This is a genomic window from Methanosarcina sp. MTP4, assembly GCF_000970045.1.
Taxonomy (GTDB): Archaea; Halobacteriota; Methanosarcinia; order Methanosarcinales; family Methanosarcinaceae; genus MTP4.
Window position 1 is genome coordinate 831,058 of sequence record NZ_CP009505.1, and the last position, 18,156, is coordinate 849,213.

At 49.1% G+C, this 18,156-nt stretch carries 12 protein-coding genes; 6 read left to right on the plus strand and 6 right to left on the minus strand.

Annotated elements, in window-relative coordinates; genetic code table 11:
* Nucleotides 1-19 precede the first annotated feature (19 nt).
* The 5 genes from MSMTP_RS03765 to MSMTP_RS03785 all read right to left on the minus strand — a co-directional run bounded on the left by MSMTP_RS03765 (nt 20) and on the right by MSMTP_RS03785 (nt 5,107).
* A complete protein-coding gene (locus tag MSMTP_RS03765; RefSeq protein ID WP_048177891.1) occupies nt 20-373 on the minus strand; it encodes a DUF2103 domain-containing protein in 354 nt (117 codons plus the stop codon).
* 379 nt (nt 374-752) lie between these two features.
* A complete protein-coding gene (locus MSMTP_RS03770) occupies nt 753-1,190 on the minus strand; it encodes an ACT domain-containing protein (protein ID WP_048182617.1) in 438 nt (145 codons plus the stop codon).
* 591 nt (nt 1,191-1,781) lie between these two features.
* On the minus strand, nt 1,782-3,086 hold the full coding sequence (locus MSMTP_RS03775) for a phenylacetate--CoA ligase family protein (protein WP_048182621.1): 1,305 nt from the start codon (nt 3,084-3,086) through the stop codon (nt 1,782-1,784).
* A gap of 530 nt (nt 3,087-3,616) precedes the next feature.
* Nucleotides 3,617-4,615, minus strand: coding sequence for a bifunctional oligoribonuclease/PAP phosphatase NrnA (locus MSMTP_RS03780; RefSeq protein WP_048177892.1), 999 nt, complete (start codon nt 4,613-4,615; stop codon nt 3,617-3,619).
* A 138-nt stretch (nt 4,616-4,753) separates the two neighbouring features.
* Nucleotides 4,754-5,107, minus strand: a complete 354-nt coding sequence (locus MSMTP_RS03785; RefSeq protein WP_048177893.1) for a prefoldin subunit beta — start codon at nt 5,105-5,107, stop codon at nt 4,754-4,756.
* Nucleotides 5,108-5,469: 362 nt separating this feature from the next.
* On the opposite strand from MSMTP_RS03785, the gene MSMTP_RS03790 reads away from it, so the two are divergent.
* The 6 genes from MSMTP_RS03790 to MSMTP_RS03820 all read left to right on the plus strand — a co-directional run bounded on the left by MSMTP_RS03790 (nt 5,470) and on the right by MSMTP_RS03820 (nt 13,085).
* Complete coding sequence (locus tag MSMTP_RS03790) at nt 5,470-6,543, plus strand: M42 family metallopeptidase (protein ID WP_048177894.1); 1,074 nt, start codon at nt 5,470-5,472, stop codon at nt 6,541-6,543.
* Nucleotides 6,544-6,966: 423 nt separating this feature from the next.
* On the plus strand, nt 6,967-8,454 hold the full coding sequence (locus MSMTP_RS03800; protein WP_197076177.1) for a (R)-citramalate synthase: 1,488 nt from the start codon (nt 6,967-6,969) through the stop codon (nt 8,452-8,454).
* A 441-nt stretch (nt 8,455-8,895) separates the two neighbouring features.
* Entirely contained in the window at nt 8,896-10,584 is a 1,689-nt protein-coding gene (locus tag MSMTP_RS03805; protein ID WP_048177897.1) for an acetolactate synthase large subunit, read from the plus strand.
* A 2-nt stretch (nt 10,585-10,586) separates the two neighbouring features.
* A complete protein-coding gene (gene ilvN, locus MSMTP_RS03810) occupies nt 10,587-11,072 on the plus strand; it encodes an acetolactate synthase small subunit (protein WP_048177898.1) in 486 nt (161 codons plus the stop codon).
* Nucleotides 11,073-11,347: 275 nt separating this feature from the next.
* Entirely contained in the window at nt 11,348-12,355 is a 1,008-nt protein-coding gene (gene ilvC, locus MSMTP_RS03815; RefSeq protein WP_048177899.1) for a ketol-acid reductoisomerase, read from the plus strand.
* Between the two features lie 187 nt (nt 12,356-12,542).
* Nucleotides 12,543-13,085, plus strand: a complete 543-nt coding sequence (locus MSMTP_RS03820) for a nitroreductase family protein (protein ID WP_048177900.1) — start codon at nt 12,543-12,545, stop codon at nt 13,083-13,085.
* 154 nt (nt 13,086-13,239) lie between these two features.
* Here the strand turns inward: MSMTP_RS03820 and MSMTP_RS03825 are convergent, their stop codons facing one another.
* The gene (locus MSMTP_RS03825; RefSeq protein ID WP_048177901.1) at nt 13,240-18,111 is read right to left on the minus strand and encodes a cobaltochelatase subunit CobN; all 4,872 of its coding nucleotides are present in this window, start codon (nt 18,109-18,111) and stop codon (nt 13,240-13,242) included.
* Between the last annotated feature and the right edge of the window lie 45 nt (nt 18,112-18,156).

Here is an 18,156-nt window from a genome sequence, read left to right on the forward strand (position 1 = left end):
CCATCTCTCCTTGAATGCCTCAGAGGGCCTCTTTTAAAATTTCGTTTAATTCTTTCATGATCCTATCCCCTTCTTCAGCTGTCCCAACTGTTGTTACGAGCCTGAGTTCCTGGAAACTTCTCCCTTCCGAAAGAAGCATCCTCAGGTTTCCCCTGGCATCGGCGCGCAGCACTTTTCCGGAGAGTTTTCCGCCTGCAGTCCCTTTGACGGAAATCACTGAGGGAATGATTTTTTTTATTTCGGGGTGCTGGCTTACAAGCCTCACGAGCTTTTTTCCTGTCCTCCCCCCGATAATGGTGGTGTGTGCTCCTCCAAGTTTGCTTTTTAAGGAGTTTTTTCCAATTTCTTGTGAAATTTCAACACTTTCAGTCATTGTAATTGGAGTACCCGGCTTTTTACGCCTTCTTCCTTGTTGTTCATCTTTTTGGGTTTTTTGTTCCACTGCAGGCTTTCTTATCTTATTTATCCTTTTTTATATTTAGCGGGTATATTCAATTGAAGTATTACAATTGAAGGGTCGATAACCCATAAAAAAGGTCGTTTATAATATGTTTACTCTATGAAATGTTTATCCTGAATTAAGAGTGATAAGTTGCAGGGGTAAGATCCGGGTGATCTAAAAATAGAGAGCTTTCCAGAAAGCCGGGAGCAATTATACAGTCTCAGGCTTCTGGATTCTTTCCTTTTTTCGTTTAAAAAAGTTTTTTTCTGGAATACCAACTTCCTTCCCGGGAATCAGTTTTCATTAAATTTCAGATTTTTTCAAGCTCTTTCATGCCGACGAGTTTGATATTTTGTTCTTCCAGAAGCTTGATTGCCCGCTCTATTTCGTTAACCCTGACGATGAGGAGGGCTTTTTGTTGCCGGGTGACAAAGGCATAGGCATAGTCCAGGTTGATTTCTGCCTCTCCGAAAACTTCTGCAATCCGGGACATGCTGCCTGGAACGTCGTCCATTTCGATCCCCAGTACGTTAGTCTCCGAAACCGTAAACCCGGCGTCGTGGAGGACGGTGTGGGCATAGTCGGACCTGTCAACCACCATGCGGATAATCCCGAAGTCACCCGATTCCGCGATAGTAAAGGCCCTGATATTTATTCCGGTGCTTTTCAGCTTGTTGGCTACGTTTGCAAGTCTGCCAGGTTTGTTTTCCGCAAAAAGGGAAATCTGCTTTATGACTTTGTCTTCCATTTCAGCACCCATATCCTTCACATCCCTGAATATTTTTCTTTTTAAATTTTTATTAACTTTATGGACATTCTTCTTTTTGGATTTTCATTAACTTTATGAATTCTTCTTGATCTTATGGATTCGTATTATCCTCATGAATCCTTATTATCCCTATGAATTCCTTATTATCCCTATGAATTCCTTATTATCCCTATGAATTCCTTATTATCCCTACGAATCCCTTATTATCCTTATTATATTACTTTAATCCTGTTTAAGCCCCTGTCTTTTATAATCCTGACCCTCTCATACCTGTTCAGGAGTTTTATTCGGAATTTCTTCTCCCAGAATATAATATAAGTTGCTGTGTATATTTTAAACTTACATATTGACATTTTGGAAACTTATGTGTGCGGGAATCAGGAAAGAGGGGCTAAAAAGGAACCGAAAAGAAGGGAAATATAAGTCCTGCAGGATTTCTTTTCTGCAGAGACATCTTTCTACCCGAGTCTTTTTGCTCGAGTCTCCTTTGATTTTTTACTGGATTTTCTCTCCGAATCCCTTTTCAAATCTTTTTAAGAAACTTTCCGGTCCCTTCTATCCTTTCGGATTTCAGAGTTTCCGGTTGTCGATGACCTTCTTCGATTTGCCCTCGGAGCGCGGGAGGAAACCGTGTTCCACAAGTTCTACCTGGACTGCAAGATTCAGCACCGCTTTCAGAGCGTAAGCGATCTTTTTCTCCAGGGCCATCATGTCCGACATCCGGTCACTGAAAGCAGACTCATGCATCTCGATCTGGACTTTCATGACATCGAGTTCTCCGGCCCTGTCCACTATGATCATGAAGTGGTTCCCGACTTCGGGGATTTTCATCAGGACAGATTCAACCTGTCCCGGGAAGACGTTAATTCCGCGGATGATAAGCATGTCGTCCACGCGGCCGGTGATGCGGGTAATCCTCGGGTGCGTCCTTCCGCATTTACAGGGTTCGGAAAGTTTTCTGGTCAGGTCCAGTACCTTATAGCGGATAAGGGGAAGGGCTTCTTTTGTAAGAGTGGTGATTACCAGTTCCCCGGTCTCCCCGTCGGGTACTGGTTCCCCTGTTTCGGGGTCAAGGATTTCCACCAGGAACTTGTCCGCCCAGATGTGGATCCCGCACTGGTCCTTGCATTCGGTAAAAAGGGGGCCGCTTAGTTCCGAAGTCCCGTAGATGTCGTAGGCTTTTATCCCGGATTCCTTCTCTATCCGGACCCGGAGTTCTTCTGACCATGGTTCTGCTCCGAAGATCCCTATTTTCATCCCGGTATCGTCCCTGATGCTGAAGCCTTCTTTCCTGGCGGCTTCGATCATGTATGAGAAATAAGAGGGAGTACAGGCGATAACCGTCGAGCCCAGGTCTCTCATCAGTTCAAGCTGGCGCTCTGTGTTCCCGGAACTTGTGGGAAGGACGGTGGCACCCACCTTCTCGGTGGCGTAATGGACCCCGAGTCCTCCTGTAAAGAGCCCGTATCCGTAGCTGATCTGGATGACGTCTTCCTTTCCAACCCCTATGGAAGTGAAAGCCCTGGCAAGGGACTCAGCCCATTCGTTGATATCGTTGCGGGTGTATCCTACAACAGTAGGTTTTCCGGTGGTTCCGGATGATGCGTGGAAACGGACGAGTTTTGAGTTGGGGACGCAAAACATTCCGGTGGGATAGGTGTCTCTGAGATCCTGCTTAAATGTAAATGGTAATTTCCTGACATCTTCAAGGGTCCGGATGTCGTCCGGGTGGACGCCGTGCTCGTCAAATTTCTTCCGGTAAAAAGGAGAGTGCTCATACACGTAGTGTACAAGGGTTTTCAGCTTCTCTTCCTGCAGTTTTCGAAGTTCCTCTACAGGCATTGTCTCGATTTCAGGATCCCAGTATTCTGGCATTTTTTTCACGCTCGGTATTCTTTAAACGTTGTTTGAGGCTGTACTTTTCAGGCCTTTATTTTTAATCTGCTTTTTTCGTGTCATGTTTTTCATTTCATGTCCCTTTCAGGTCATGCTTTTTCATGCCAGTTCTCCCCTAGCTTCATACCTTGCCTGCCGTCCTAAGTATATTCTGGTGCCCTGCGGCAGGTTTCCTTCAGGCGGATACTAATTTCCGGTAGATCTGGCATTGTGAGAATTAAGCTGGATTCTGATATAAAAAATAATTGTTCAGGGGCCCAAAATTGTTCAGGGTTTTAAATTGCTAAGGGTTTTAAATTGCTCAGCGTACCAAAATTGCTCATCACATCAAAAGAGAAAAGAGTTCTGATTATTTTCAAAGCCGGAATCCCGTAAAATCAGTCCGGACTTTTTATTTTGACTTTTTACTTTTATATTGTTTAAATAAGGCCTCGATGGACCTTTTGAATAAGAACTTTCTCAGGATCCCTGGAAAATGTATTTTCCTTCTTCCTGTTTTTTTCCAAAGTTTAATTTTCTTCCTCTTCGTCCTCTAAGGAGATGTCTCCGGGCGTTTTTCCCAGGGAATTTTCAAATATCTTCCGGGTCCCGTCCCTGCATTTCCTGAGTACTTCGTCCATGTCTGCGATCACTTCGATCCCCGCGGCTCCGGAATGTCCGCCTCCGGTACCGTTGTATTCTTTACTGACATCTTCCATGAGCTGTCCAAGATTGACCCCTGCATTTACGGCATCTCTCTTTGCCCGGGCGCTTATCCTTACGCTTCCGTCTTTGGCAGTGCCGACAAAGGCTACATCAGCCCCGATGTTAATTAGCATGGACGAGGCCGAACCCCCGTAAGAGCTCACGTGGGAAGTTGCAATAAGCATGTCTCCCACCCGATATATTTCTGCTCGGCTTGCGGCTTTCAGGATCGCAATACGCATGGAAATATCCTGGGGGGTGGCTGCCATTATGTCCAGCACCTCTCCGTATTCCACACCGCTGGCTTCTATGATGTTTGCTACGGTCCGGAAGGTTTCCATCCCCGCGTGCTTAAAATGGCCGGTGTCCGTGATAATCCCGGTGATCATCCCTATTCCCACCCTGCGGGTGATGGGGGCACCAATGGACTTTAAGATGTCGTAGACAATCTCAACGGTGGAGGTGGCATTGCGGTGCAGGTAAAACTCGGCATTTTCTGTAAGGGCAGTGGTGGTATGGTGGTCTATTACGCAGTAATTGCTTAGTTCAAGGTCATTTAGCTGTGCTTTTGTAGAAGTGTCCACTACCACGACAAAGCCGTAGTCACTCAGGTTGGGTTTTTCTACGACCTCTATCCCTAGCTTATCGACCAGGACGGAAGCTACCCGGTTGCAACTGTCTACAAGCCCTACGGTCCCCCCTACGGCTTCGGAAAGAGCAAAAGCACTGCTTACGGCATCCGGATCTGCGTTCCGGTGGCACAAATATAAAATATTTTGATAGTCAAGGAGCCGGTTGAAAAACTCCGCTTCGTCTACTTGCATTGTTCACTCTGGCTGTCGCTTTTCTTTCAGGTATCGATACATCCAGGGACTGGATGCCGGGTTTCTGTGCATACCCGGCGTTTACTAATGTACATTTCAGGTGTCTGTACAATAGTATGTAAAAGGAAAAATAAAAAGTTATTGTGCCCTGGGGCCCAATGCCTGCTGGATCTGCTCCTGGAGCTGTTTGAAGCGGGTTGTGAGCCGTTCCTCCTGCCTTGTAATGGACTGGAGCCTGAGTGAGACGGTCTCTTCCCGGTCTTTCAGTTTGGCGATAGATTCCCCTTTTTCCGTTTTTATGACCAGTTCCCCGACTGTCCGGTAGACCACCGCGTCGTCTTCAAGTTTTTCGAGTTCCTCAAGAGCCATCTTCGACTCTTTCTGCATAGCTTCGATCTGGGATTTCTGCATTGCAAGTGCCTGGATCTGCTGCTGCACCTGCTGGAGCTGTGCAATCTGATTCTGGATTTGCGGAGGTAATTCTGCTGTCATATGATTTTCACCTGTCTCCAGAATACACCTGAAGGGATTTTAATGTTTCTGTCCTTCCAGCTCCCGAAAATGCCTTGCCTGCCTTAAAATAGTATTCAGCGTCCTGCGGTCAAAAGCTTAAACAACTATTGAACCTAATGAAAAGATAGTACTCGAAGTGATGTGACAATAACGGGCAAATTAAACTTCCGTATTATAGAATACATAGAGTATGATAAGTGACTGACTATAATAATTGCTAAAAATAATAAGTAACTGGAAATAATAAGTACTGGAAATAATAAGTAACTGAAAAATAATAATTACTGATTATAATAAGTACTGGAAATAATAAGTAACTGAAAATTTGGGAGATACTTATAATGGAAGAAGGCAAGAAATTTGATGAAATTCAGGATCTTCTTGAAAAGTATACAAATGCTCACGGGATTTCCGGTTCCGAGGGGGAGGTCCGGAAGCTTCTGGAAAAGGAGCTCGAGCCTTACGTTGACGGCATCCGGACCGATACTATGGGGAACCTTATAGCAACTAAAAAGGGAAAAGGACCTTCCGTAATGCTGGCTGCGCACATGGATGAAATCGGGCTCATGGTCAAGTATATTGACGAGAACGGGTTCCTGCGTTTTGTCAAGATCGGCGGCTGGTTCGACCAGACCCTTCTGAACCAGCGTGTCCGGGTCCACGGTAAGAAGGGTACCATTCCCGGGGTCATGGGGTCCAAGCCTCCTCATGTGATGAAGGAGGAAGATAGGAAAAAGCCTGTAAAGGCTGAAGACATGTTTATCGATATAGGGGCAAAGGACGCCGAAGACGCCGAAATGCTCGGGGTTGAGATCGGGACTCCTGTCTCCATAGACCGGGAGTTCGTGCCCCTGGCAAATGGGAAAGTAACGTCCAAAGCCTTTGACAACCGGGCAGGTGTTGTGATCCTTGTAGAAGTGATGAAACGGCTTGCCGAACTTAATATCGATGCAAATGTATACGCCGTCGGCACTGTCCAGGAAGAAGTGGGGCTCAAGGGGGCCAGAACTTCGGCTTACGGGCTGATCCCGGATGTCGCCCTTGCCGTCGATACCACGATCCCCGGTGACCATCCCGGCATCAGTAAGAACGATTCCCACCTTGAAATCGGGAAAGGGCCGGTGCTTACGGTTGCCGATGCCTCGGGGAGAGGCCTTATCGCCCACCCACAGGTCCTCAGGTGGCTGAGGGAAATCGCCGGGGAAAACGAGATCTCCTGCCAGTTGGGTGTAGGGTCAGGAGGCACCACCGACGCCACTGCTATCCATCTGACTCGGGAAGGCATTCCCACGGGTACCGTCAGTATTGCCACCCGCTACATCCACTCGCCGGTGGAGGTACTGGATGTGGCTGATGTGGAAACCTGCGTAAACCTCATTGTGAAGGCTATAGAGAACGTGGACAGGTACTTCTGATTGAGAGCTGCCTCTGAGCCGGGGGAAATGTCCCGGTTCATTACTTTTTTTGTTTTTCCCCTTCTCGTTCTTTTTTTCGCTTTTTCCATTCCTTACTTTTTTCAATTTTTGAATTTTTCTTCCAGTTCCTTTTCCCCCGTTTCAGGGGTTGACTTTTATTCTTTTTTTATTATCTTTTGCCTATTGTTAACTGGAAAGTAAAAATACTATGGTACACTTATTGAACTGCAATTTCAGACTGCTGAGGGGCAATACTTAATTTTTTTACAGGTTTTGCCGGGGTTCTGAGCAAAAATATATGTAATATGTATAATAAAGTGATGTTCCGCATTATAGGGTGTAAAATTATAAGACAATTTATATATTTACACCTCCTATGTTTGCAGAACAAGTCTATGGATACAAAACCAAAACTGAGGGATTATATTATTCGAAAATATCCGCTTTCTGGACACAACGTTAAGAGATGGTGAACAAACACCTGGTGTAGCCCTTACAAGAGAGAAAAAGCTCTTGATTGCCCGGGCTCTGGACGAAATGGGGGTCTCCGTAATCGAAGCAGGCTCAGCGATCACTTCCAGCGGGGAGAGGGAATCTATCAAAGCTGTCGCAAACGACGGGCTGGATGCCGAAATCTGCAGTTACTGCAGGATTGTAAAGGCAGATGTTGATCATGCCCTGGAATGCGACGTGGACTCCATCCACCTGGTAGCTCCGGTTTCCGACCTGCACATCAAGACCAAGATCAAAAAAGATCGGGATGCTGTGCGGCAGATCGCAGTCGAGGTTACGGAGTATGCCAAGGACCACGGCTTAATCGTGGAATTAAGCGGGGAGGACTCCTCAAGGGCAGACCTGGAATTCTTAAAAGCCCTGTATGCTGACGGAATTGATGCCGGAGCTGACCGCTTATGTTACTGTGATACTGTTGGGCTTTTAGTGCCTGAGAAAGCCACCGAGATTTTCAGGGATTTATCTTCTTCCCTGAAGGCTCCGATCAGCATCCACTGCCACAACGATTTCGGCTTTGCAACGGCAAACACCGTAGCCGCCCTTGCAGGGGGTGCAAAGCAGGCCCATGTAACTGTAAACGGTTTAGGGGAAAGAGCCGGGAACGCTGCCCTGGAAGAAGTGGTCATGAGCCTGGAATGGCTCTACAAATATGATACCGGGATCAACCATGAGCAGATCTACCGGATTTCCAGGCTGGTAAGCCGTCTGACCGGGATTCCCGTAAGCCCGAACAAGGCCCTGGTGGGAGGCAATGCCTTTACCCATGAGGCCGGGATTCACGTGCACGGGCTTCTTGCTGACAAGGCTACCTACGAGCCCATGGGCCCCGAACAAATCGGAAGGAAACGGCAGATCGTACTCGGAAAACATGCCGGTCGGAGTTCCATTGCCCTGGCCTTACAGGAAATGGGACTTGAAGCCGACGAGACCCAGGCCGGGGAAATCTTCAACAGGGTCAAGCAGATGGGCGACCAGGGTAAGCACGTAACCGATGCTGACCTGCAAACAATTGCAGAGAACGTGCTTGATATTTACAAGGAATCCCTGGTAAAGTTGGAAGAGTTTACCATAGTATCCGGAAACCGTGTGACTCCTACTGCTTCCATTAAACTCAACGTAAAGGATAAGGAGATCATACAGGCCGCGATCGGGAACGGGCCTGTGGACGCAGTTATCAATGCCATTAGGCGGGCGGCACGCTCCTGTGCGGAGGACATTGTCCTTGAAGAGTACCACGTAGATGCCATCAGCGGCGGAACCAATGCCCTTGTAGAAGTAAGGGTAAAGCTTTCCAAGGAAGGAAAGACGGTCACCGCTAGCGGAGCTCGGACGGATATCATCATGGCTTCAGTAGAGGCTGTGATGAATGGAATGAACCGCCTGATCACGGCAGAGTGAGCTCGAAAGAAGGACGTTTTCCTTACAGGGGTATCTCAGGGGACCTTTTTGTCCCCTTCTAATTTTTTCATTTTGAACGGGGATTTAGTTGAAAATTGAAGAATTGGAAATGAAATACTTTTTTGGGCTCAGGAGCCTGAGATAACCTGCACCCATATATAACATGATTGATTATGATGTATCGATTGAATTCAAACACAGAATTTATAATGAAACGAATTCAATAAAATTCAGTTGAGTTCGTAATGAAATTCAGTTGAGTTCGTAATGAAATTCAGTTGAGTTCAAAACGAAATCGGAAAAAATTCAGAATGAAAATTGCGAGCGTGATTGGCAAAAAGTATTTCTGATAAATATGCACTTTCAGGACTGTATTCGACTGGACAAATTTAATATATATGTTGAATCAGTCTCCAAGAGACAAGAAGGAGATTAAATACAATGACAACCGGGTCAACAGAAAAAATTAATGGCGCCAGGGCTATTATAAAGTGCCTTGAATTGGAAGGCGTTGACACTATCTTCGGGTACCCCGGAGGGCAGGTCATACCTTTCTACGATGAACTCTATGATTCAGATCTGCGCCACATACTCGTACGCCACGAACAGGCAGCAGCCCATGCTGCAGACGGATATGCCCGCGCAACGGGAAAGACCGGGGTCTGTGTTTCCACCTCAGGTCCCGGAGCAACCAACCTGGTAACAGGCATTGCTACCGCATACATGGACTCAGTGCCCATGGTAGCCTTAACCGGTCAGGTCCCCAGTTCCATGATCGGAAATGACGCCTTTCAGGAAGCTGACATCAGGGGAATTACCCAGCCTATTACCAAGCACAACTACCTTGTACAGGACGCGAACGAGCTTCCCAGAGTCATGAAAGAAGCCTTTCACATCGCTTCCACCGGAAGGCCCGGCCCGGTATTAGTAGACCTTCCAAAAGACATCCAGATCTCCGAAATTGACTTCTCCTACCCCGAGAAAGTGGAACTCAGGGGGTACAAACCCACCTACAAAGGCAACCTCCAGCAGGTGAAAAGGGCTGCCGAGGAAATTGCAAAAGCCTCCCGTCCTATCATTTACGCCGGGGGCGGAGTGATCACTTCGAATGCAGCCGCAGAACTGGTGAGATTTGCCGAAACAATCATGGCTCCCGTGACCACGACCCTTACGGGGATCGGGGCCATTCCGACCGAGCACCCCCTGAACCTGGGGATGCTGGGGATGCACGGGACCAAATATGCAAACTATGCAATCCAGGAATCCGACCTGTTAATTGCGGTCGGTGCAAGGTTTGACGACCGGGTGACCGGAAAGCTGGAAGCCTTTGCCCCGAATGCCAGGGTCATTCACATTGACATCGACCCCGCGGAGATATCCAAGAACGTGCCCGTCAACATCCCGATTGTGGGGGATGCAAAACATATCCTCAAGGCCCTTACCAAATACGTCAAATGCTGCAACTCCGAATTATGGCTTGCAAAGATTATCGAATGGAAAACGGAATTTCCACTCAGCTACAGGAAGGAATCGGACGTTATCAAGCCTCAGTTCGTCGTGGAACAGATTTCGGAAGTCTGTAAGGACGCGATCGTTGTCACCGAAGTCGGGCAGCACCAGATGTGGGCAGCTCAGTACTTCAAGTTCAGTGAGCCCAGGACTTTCCTTACATCAGGAGGCCTGGGGACCATGGGCTACGGCTACCCGGCAGCCATCGGAGCTAAGGTCGGGAGGCCTGACAAGGTGGTCGTCGATATTTCAGGAGACGGCTCTTTCCAGATGAACTCCCAGGAACTTGCCACAGCAGTGCAAAACGACATCCCGGTCATTGCCGTGATCCTGAACAACGGCTACCTGGGAATGGTCCGGCAGTGGCAGGAACTCTTCTTTGACCGGAGATATTCCTGCACCGACATCGCCGGCAGCGTTGACTTCGTGAAACTTGCCGAAGCATACGGGGCTCTCGGGATCAGGGCTGAAAAGCCGTCCGAAGTCAGGCCGGCAATCGAGGAAGCTGTCAAATCCGGCAGGCCTGCAGTTGTTGACGTGATAATCGAGTGCGAGGCAAATGTTTCACCTATGGTCCCGGCAGGGGCTGCAATTAATGAAATCCTTGACCTGGAGGACTGAATATGAAACACACACTTGCGGTTCTGGTTGAGAACAGGTCAGGGGTCCTATCCAGGGTGTCAGGGCTCTTTTCGAGGCGTGGGTACAACATCGATAGCCTGGCTGTCGGTGTCACGGAAGACCCGGACGTTTCCCGGATGACCATCGTTGTCCACGGGGACGACAGCGTACTCGAACAGGTCAAGAAGCAGCTGAACAAGCTGGTAGAAGTTATCAAGGTTTCGGACCTTGCAAGCGAAGACACCGTGGGACGGGAACTGGCTCTTTTCAAGGTTGCAGCCGATGAGAACTCCAGGGCGGAAATCATGCAGATCACCGATATCTTCAGGGCTCGTATAGTGGACGTGAGCCCGAAATCCGTTGTTGTTGAAGTTACGGGGGATGAAGATAAGATCCTGGCAATCGAAAACCTGCTCCAGAAGTTCGGGATTAAGGAGATGGTCCGGACCGGAAAGATCGCCATATCCCGCGGTTCAAAGAAGGTTTAAATATTAAAGGGCAGTTAAAAAGAGGTAACTGCTCAATTATTTTTTCCAGAAAAGGGCTCTCATGGTCCGGATATTTTAGTGGTGCCGGGCAAGGGACAAAACCCCCCATAAGCAGGAATTTTCCTGAAAAGCGAGGAAAATTTTTAAAAAATGCAGGTGATTTTTTCATCGAAGAATTAAATAATTCACATAGAAATTCGATCAAGTGTAAATCAATTCTAACAAACATAAAGAACTTCTATCAAACATAAGATATTTGTGAGGAGATGCAAGCAATGGCAAATATAATTTATGACGATGACACCACCTTTGATGCGCTTAAGGACAAGACTATTGCAATAATGGGCTACGGCAGCCAGGGACACGCCCATGCCCTCAACCTCCACGAGTCCGGGCTCAATGTGGTCGTAGGGCTCAGGGAAAACAGTTCCAGCCGCGCAAAAGCCGAAGCTGACGGCCTTAAGGTCATGACCGTGGAAGAAGCCGCAAAAGCCGCAGACGTTATCATGATCCTCCTGCCCGATGAGAAGCAGTCCGGGGTCTACTACTCGGAAATCGAGCCCAACCTCGAAGCCGGAAACGCTCTCGCTTTTGCCCACGGCTTTAACATCCACTACAGCCAGATCGTGCCCCCTAAGGACGTGGACGTCTTTATGGCAGCTCCCAAGGGTCCCGGACACATTGTCAGGAGAACCTACACCGAAGGCATCGGAGTCCCCGGCCTTATCGCCGTCTACCAGGACGCAAGCGGAAATGCAAGGGACATTGCCCTGGCCTACGCCAAGGGAATCGGGGCTACCCGGGCAGGCGTCTACGAGACAACCTTCAGGGAAGAAACCGAGACCGACCTCTTCGGGGAACAGGTGGACCTCTGCGGAGGAGTCTCATCCCTTATCAAGACAGCTTTTGAAGTCCTGGTGGAAGCCGGGTACCAGCCCGAGATGGCCTACTTCGAGACCTGCCACGAAGTTAAGCTCATCGTTGACCTTATCTATGAAGGTGGCCTCGAGAGGATGTGGCACTCTGTCTCCAACACCGCAGAATACGGCGGCATGACTGTTGGTCCCCAGGTCATCAATGCCGAGTCCCGGGAAGCCATGTACCTGGCCCTTGAGAGGATCCAGAACGGAGAATTCGCCAAGGAATTTATCCTTGAAGGCATGACCAACCACCCCGTGCTCAAAGCCATGGAACGCCAGGACCAGGAGCACCCGCTCGAAATCGTCGGCAAGGAAATCAGGGCAAACATCCCCTGGCTCAACAAGAAGATCGACGACGACTGATCCTGAAGGAAAATATATACCTTAATTTACTTTTTTAATTTTCCTGGGCGGGGTCGGGTTTCCGATCCCACCGGGATTTTTTGGCAGGTTTACCTGGCCAGACAGTTGATTTTTTTGCCGCTTAATTTCAGCCATTGAACAGAAAGTTCATAAGCCTGAACTTCAAAATTCAATCCGGAGGGAAATAATGCCAGTAATAGGAGATCGCAAGGTAATTGACACCATTCTTAAGAGGCGGAGCGTCCGGGAGTTTACGGAAAGCCCTGTCAGCACGGAAGATATCAACAGCATCCTCAACGCCGGGCGCTGGGCTCCTTCCGGCTTGAACAACCAGCCCTGGCGTTTTATCGTAATCCGGGAAAAAGACACTATCGTGCAGGTCTCGGAATGCACGCACTATACGAAAGTAGTTGCAGGCGCACCGCTCCTTATTGCTGTCTACCTGGACACGGAAAATTCCTATTCCCACACGAAAGACGTCCAGGCAGTCGGTGCCGCCATCCAGAACATGCTCCTTGCCGTCTGCGAACTGGGCATGGGAGCCGTGTGGCTGGGAGAAATCCTGAAGCAGAGTGAGAAGGTCAACTCGGTTCTGGAATGCCCGGCAAGCTTTGAGCTCATGGCAGTGCTCGCAATCGGGGAACCGGCCCCAAAGGATAGGACTTCCCCGAGGAAAGAGCTGAATGAGCTTGTTTTTGAGGAAAAGTACGGGAAGGTCTGGGAAGGTTAAAGCTCGGGAAAGTCTGGAAAGGTTAAAGCCCGGGAAAATTACCTTCATAAAAAAAGCTGACGTATGTTTAATCCATGCATTAGGACACACATACGAGGACTCACATACGTCGCTGAATCTCTTTTTTTCACACTTTTTTATTAAATCTGCCAACTCATAGTTTTTTCTTCTGGTATCCTACAAAAATTGCCCCTGACAGCAGCATTACGGATGCAACCGCTATGATGTCCGATGGTGAGATGGGCATGTTGCCAGAATCCCCGGATTTTTCCGGTGATTCCTTTTTCATTTCATACCCTTCCACGTAGTTTGCATCGGAAGTGGATCTCGCTTGCATATCCGGCTGAGGGTTCTTTTCAAGGTCAGCGCCGTATCCCCCCTCTGCCATCATGCTCTGGTTGGCTGCGCCGCTCTCAGAGCTCCGTGCCTCTTCGGCAGATATGACTGTGGCGCTACCCATACCGCTTCCACCAAGGCTTTCCCCGGCTTTTTGTGAAGAACCGCTGTCCTTTTTGCTGCTCGAGCTTCCCGGAAGGTTCGGGTTTTCGCAGATGTTCTGGCTGCAGGCTTTCCCATAATTTTCAACTGATTCCAGGTATTCCCTTGTTAAACTGTCTACTACCTCATTCGAAGGATTCCAGTACTCTTTGCCAATTGCTTCGAGCATGGTGGCAACCATGTTCTGGTAGGCAAACGGGTTTTTTGCATCAAATACATCTTTTAGTCCCATTTCATATTTGTCAAGGATAATGGTTTCGTAAATATCGTTCCACATGTACTCCTTGACAACGTCGGGAGTTGTTACCTGGAAACCGTACAGGTTATCCACCATTTCGGCTATTTCTTTCAGTCCGGAGTAATCGGACCCTATCATTCCTTCCAGGTAGAAGGGGTTTTCTATCCTGCTGCGGAGTTCTTTGGCAATGAAGGTACCGAGCCCTTCAATTTTCGGTTCTCCTCTGAGGTTTGCAACCATTACTTCCGGAGCCTCTCCGGAAACTGCCTGGACTGCTGCCGAAAGCCCTCCGACGTACTGGAAAAAGTCGTCGTTGTCAAGCACTCCGTAGAGGTTTGAGGAACGGCTGTTGATTACGACGTCAGTGCCGTTCAGGTTCTCCCTGAAGATAGACTCGTAGTTCCCAAGGTAGTGCATGAAGCCTTCACTGTCGACCGTGTACAGGTTTGCCATCCGGAAGATGTAGAGGTTGCCGATAGTTTCGGTTCCGTTTTCAGAGTTCCAGTCGGTGCCTCCTGCTCCTATTTCCTTTTCTATGCCTACACCGTAGCCACCGGGAGGCGGGGCAAAGATCCTGACGGCGGCAAGTTCTCCGGCCAGTTCTTCAAAAGTTCCGGTAAATTCCGGGATTTCTGCCATGTAGGTGTCAAGGATCTTTTTCTGTTCCCCAGGGTCCATTGCAAGGAGGGCTTCTTCGATTTCCAGGGTATGTTTTCTAACGTAGTTGTCTTCAGAGGCTTCATCAAGCCCTGAGATTGTGTGCGTTGCCGTATCAAGCAGCCTTATCTGGTACTGGAGGGTGTCCCTGTAAAGCCCGGAGATCGTGATCACCACGTCCACACGGGGGCGGTTTACGGTTGTCCCGTCGGGGAGAGTGATTTTCAGGTCTTCGAGGGGTGTGACTCCCACCTTGTCGTTGTAAACTTTGCTGAAAGCTCCGGAGGAGTAGTAAAATACGGGCTCTGCCCCCATAAGCCTCAGGGTCATTGCTTCCATTACCCCGTTGTGGCGCAGGGTTTCCACGGACCAGAGGCAGACGCCTACTTTTTCCGGGAATTCCCCGTGCTCGACATAATATTCAAGCAGCAGCTCGTCTGCGAGTTCTTTTCCTGTTTTCCAGGTCTCTGGGTTTGGAATCTTCTTTGACTCAAAGCCGTAGTAGTTTCTGCCCGTGGGAAGCACGTTCGGGTTGTTTACCGGGTCCCCCTGTTCGCTCGGGAGGATATACCCGCCGTCCAGTGCATGCGTAAAGGACGTAAGTTCTCCCGAGGTGTTCAGCAGGAACAGGGTCTTGTTTGCCGTTTCGAATGTCTCGTTGAGGGTGTCGAGTTCTTCCGGGCTCATGCTCCGGTTCAGGTGCGTTTCCACCGCTTCTGCAAACAAGCGGTTTTCAGGGCTGCAGTTCTCTATGGATAATGAAAGCCAGTTGCTAAGGTTTTCAGCGTTTGAACTCTCCTCCAGGACCTCGATTCCTCCGGCACTTACAGCGTCCGCGTCATATCCGAGCAGGGTGCAGGAAGTGTTCAGAAGCAGGTCCGCATGCATGGTTTCAAGGAACATCGCGGCTTTTTCTCCCTCCGGGCTCTGTCCGAAGGTATGGGTCCCGTAAGGAATCGTCTCGGCGCTTATCTCTTCCAGGTATTCTACAATCTCGTCAAGGGCATCTTCGAAGTTCTCGTCCGTTACCGTAAGTTCCAGATCTTCATCAACGGTACTGTTATTGAGTAGTTCGATGACCGTATTTTTCGTTTCGTTCATCCCGTTCTCGTACCCGCTTTGCCTGTACTCCTGATAGTCCATCAGGTAGTTTTTCAGTTCGGTGAGGTCTCCATAGACTCCGCTTTTTGCAATCGGGGGGGTCAGGTGGCTGATCAGGGTAGCATAACCCCGGCGTTTTGCCTGGATGCCTTCCCCTGCGCCGTCCACGATGTAGGGGTAGATGTTTGGGATGTCCCCGAGGAGCAGGTCCGGGTAACTCGTGGCGTTCAGGCAGACCATTTTCCCGGGCAGCCATTCCTGGGTCCCGTGCCTGCCCACATGCACAACGGCGTCAGCCCCAAAACCTCCTTCTTCAGGTGAGTGCTGGAGCCAGAGGTAGAAGGCCATGTACTGGTGGGGGGGTGCAATGTTCAGGTCATGGTAAAGCCTGTCAGTATCTTCTTCCCAGCCCCTTGCCGGTTCCGGGGTAAGGATTATGTTTCCGTTTTTGATTACCGGGATGACAATGTAATCCTTTCCGTCCCTGTTTACTACCATCATTTCCCCTGGAGGCTCTCCCCAGCTGTTGATTACATCATTCCTGATGCTTTCGGGCAGTTCGTTGAACCAGCTTTCGTATACACTGGCATCAAGCAGGACTATCGAATCGTCCTCGATTCCTGCTTCCACCAGGGCATTCAGTTCTTCCGGAGCCCAGGTCCCGACGTTCCTTCCTTTCTCAAGGATTTCGGTATGCAGTTCTTCAGGGGTCATATTCTGCACCCCATACCCTTCGGCTCTGAGGGAGTCAAGCATAAGGGAAAGGGATTCAAAAAGGTTCAGGTAACTTGCCCCAACATTCTGTTTCCCTGGAGGGTGGTTGAAGTAGATAATGGCTATTCTTTTTTCCTCTTCCGGACTGTGCCGGAGGTCTGCAAAGGCTTCTGCCTGCCCCAGCATGCGGTCAACCCTGTCCGGGATGGGGTAACAGAAACAATCGTCTTCGGTAAGCTTTGCTTCCACGGGGATCGGGCAGATCACCCCATCAATCTCGGGCTGGTCAAGTTTCCAGGTTATTGAAGCTCCATTCATTCCGTAAGGGTTTTTCTCCCATCCCTCCTGGGTCTGGTAGGTGAGTTTCACCGCTTTGAGAACTGGAACGTCGCTTTGATCCAGCACCTTATGTTTGTCCGTGGCTCCGAAAAAGAGGAAGCTGATAATTGAATCAACTTTCATGGTCTCGTTGGAGTTGTCGTAAAACTTGTTTATTGGCTCTTCCCAGGGTACGTAACTTGCCACCACGTTATACCCGTCTGCTTCGAGCTGCCGAATCATAGCGTCTTCGGTATGGAGCGCTTCTTCCTGGTAGTCCCGGTAGTACATGGCAATTCCTATCCACTTATCTGAAGGGTTGTAGTGCCCACTTGACCTGTACCACTTGTTATACTCTTCCCGATTCTGGCACAGATGTTTGTAAAAGTCGCCTTTATATTCGCAACCCGGATAATCAGGATGATAGATCGCAGCCGGAGGAACTGTCATGGTGGGTTTAACGAAAGGCGCCAGGTCTGTCCTGGAATCCGTTTCATTTGCGATGTAGATAAACATCCTGACCAGGTTTTCCGGAAGCACTGTCCTCCAGTACCCGGGTGGGTCCGAATATTTGCTGAAGAGTTTCTCAGTTACATTCTTGCCATCTTCGACATTCAGGAAGTAAGGGTTCTGAGCCGAAAAGCCTCCTATCCCTAGGACCTTTACTTCTCTTTCCCCGGCAGCTTCAATCTGTTCTTTGTACAGTCCGTACTGCGCATCTGCGACGTACTCAAAAAGGACATCTCCTTCCCATGCCTCAATTTCCGCATTTACGAATGCAGCCTGGGAAGGGTCTCTTGCGACTTTTTGCATTGCCGATAGGTTTGCAAACTGGCAGTCTATCCCGTATTCGGAAAGCTCGCCCCTTACACTTTCGATCGTCCCCCAGTTCGGGAGCACCACCAGCAGGATGGACGTTCTCCGGGGGTCCAATACGTTTTCGGCAAGGTCTGTCCTCCCATCAAGCTCCACTGCCGTGTAAACCAGGAGTCTTTCGAGGTTTTCAGCCGTCCAGGTCCAGTAGAGGGTTACGTTTTCCTGCACGGTCGCCGGGACGCCTGAGAGCGCTGAGGCGTTTTCGGTGAGGGCAATGCGCTGCCCTGCAATGTCGTCGCGGGCAATCGCATACTCAAGATATGTCAGGTTTTCATTCCCGCTGACGTCGATTAGTATAATGTCCGCACTGATGGGATTTCCATCGAGAGGGAAGTGGTAGGTGCTGACGTTTATCGAGTATGTTGAGTTGTTTATCAGGGTATGGGGAGTCTCTGCATCCGTCAGGTAAGCAAAGGTCGTCTCTCCGCTCGGAGGGGCAGATAAAGTACTTTCCCCTGCTTCCGTGAAGGTCTCAGCTCCTGCGCTTGCCGCAGATGCAAGAAACAGTATCATCAAAACTAATGTCACTACTTTTATTGCCTGGGTTTTTAGAATCTGACCTCTAAAGTTTCCATCGTTTCTTCTATTTTTCCGGTGGCTGTGGTTCAGTATATTATCTTTCATAATGTAACTCCTTCTACTCCATAAATATCCTTTTTGAATTCTTAT

Excerpts from the sequence above, each read along its gene's own strand:
- MSMTP_RS03765 (WP_048177891.1), bottom strand. The coding sequence starts at position 373 with ATGACTGAAAGTGTTGAAATTTCACAAGAAATTGGAAAAAACTCCTTA.
- MSMTP_RS03770 (WP_048182617.1), bottom strand. The coding sequence starts at position 1,190 with ATGGAAGACAAAGTCATAAAGCAGATTTCCCTTTTTGCGGAAAACAAA.
- MSMTP_RS03775 (WP_048182621.1), bottom strand. The coding sequence starts at position 3,086 with ATGCCAGAATACTGGGATCCTGAAATCGAGACAATGCCTGTAGAGGAA.
- MSMTP_RS03780 (WP_048177892.1), bottom strand. The coding sequence starts at position 4,615 with ATGCAAGTAGACGAAGCGGAGTTTTTCAACCGGCTCCTTGACTATCAA.
- MSMTP_RS03785 (WP_048177893.1), bottom strand. The coding sequence starts at position 5,107 with ATGACAGCAGAATTACCTCCGCAAATCCAGAATCAGATTGCACAGCTC.
- MSMTP_RS03790 (WP_048177894.1), top strand. The coding sequence starts at position 5,470 with ATGGAAGAAGGCAAGAAATTTGATGAAATTCAGGATCTTCTTGAAAAG.
- MSMTP_RS03805 (WP_048177897.1), top strand. The coding sequence starts at position 8,896 with ATGACAACCGGGTCAACAGAAAAAATTAATGGCGCCAGGGCTATTATA.
- ilvN (WP_048177898.1), top strand. The coding sequence starts at position 10,587 with ATGAAACACACACTTGCGGTTCTGGTTGAGAACAGGTCAGGGGTCCTA.
- ilvC (WP_048177899.1), top strand. The coding sequence starts at position 11,348 with ATGGCAAATATAATTTATGACGATGACACCACCTTTGATGCGCTTAAG.
- MSMTP_RS03820 (WP_048177900.1), top strand. The coding sequence starts at position 12,543 with ATGCCAGTAATAGGAGATCGCAAGGTAATTGACACCATTCTTAAGAGG.
- MSMTP_RS03825 (WP_048177901.1), bottom strand. The coding sequence starts at position 18,111 with ATGAAAGATAATATACTGAACCACAGCCACCGGAAAAATAGAAGAAAC.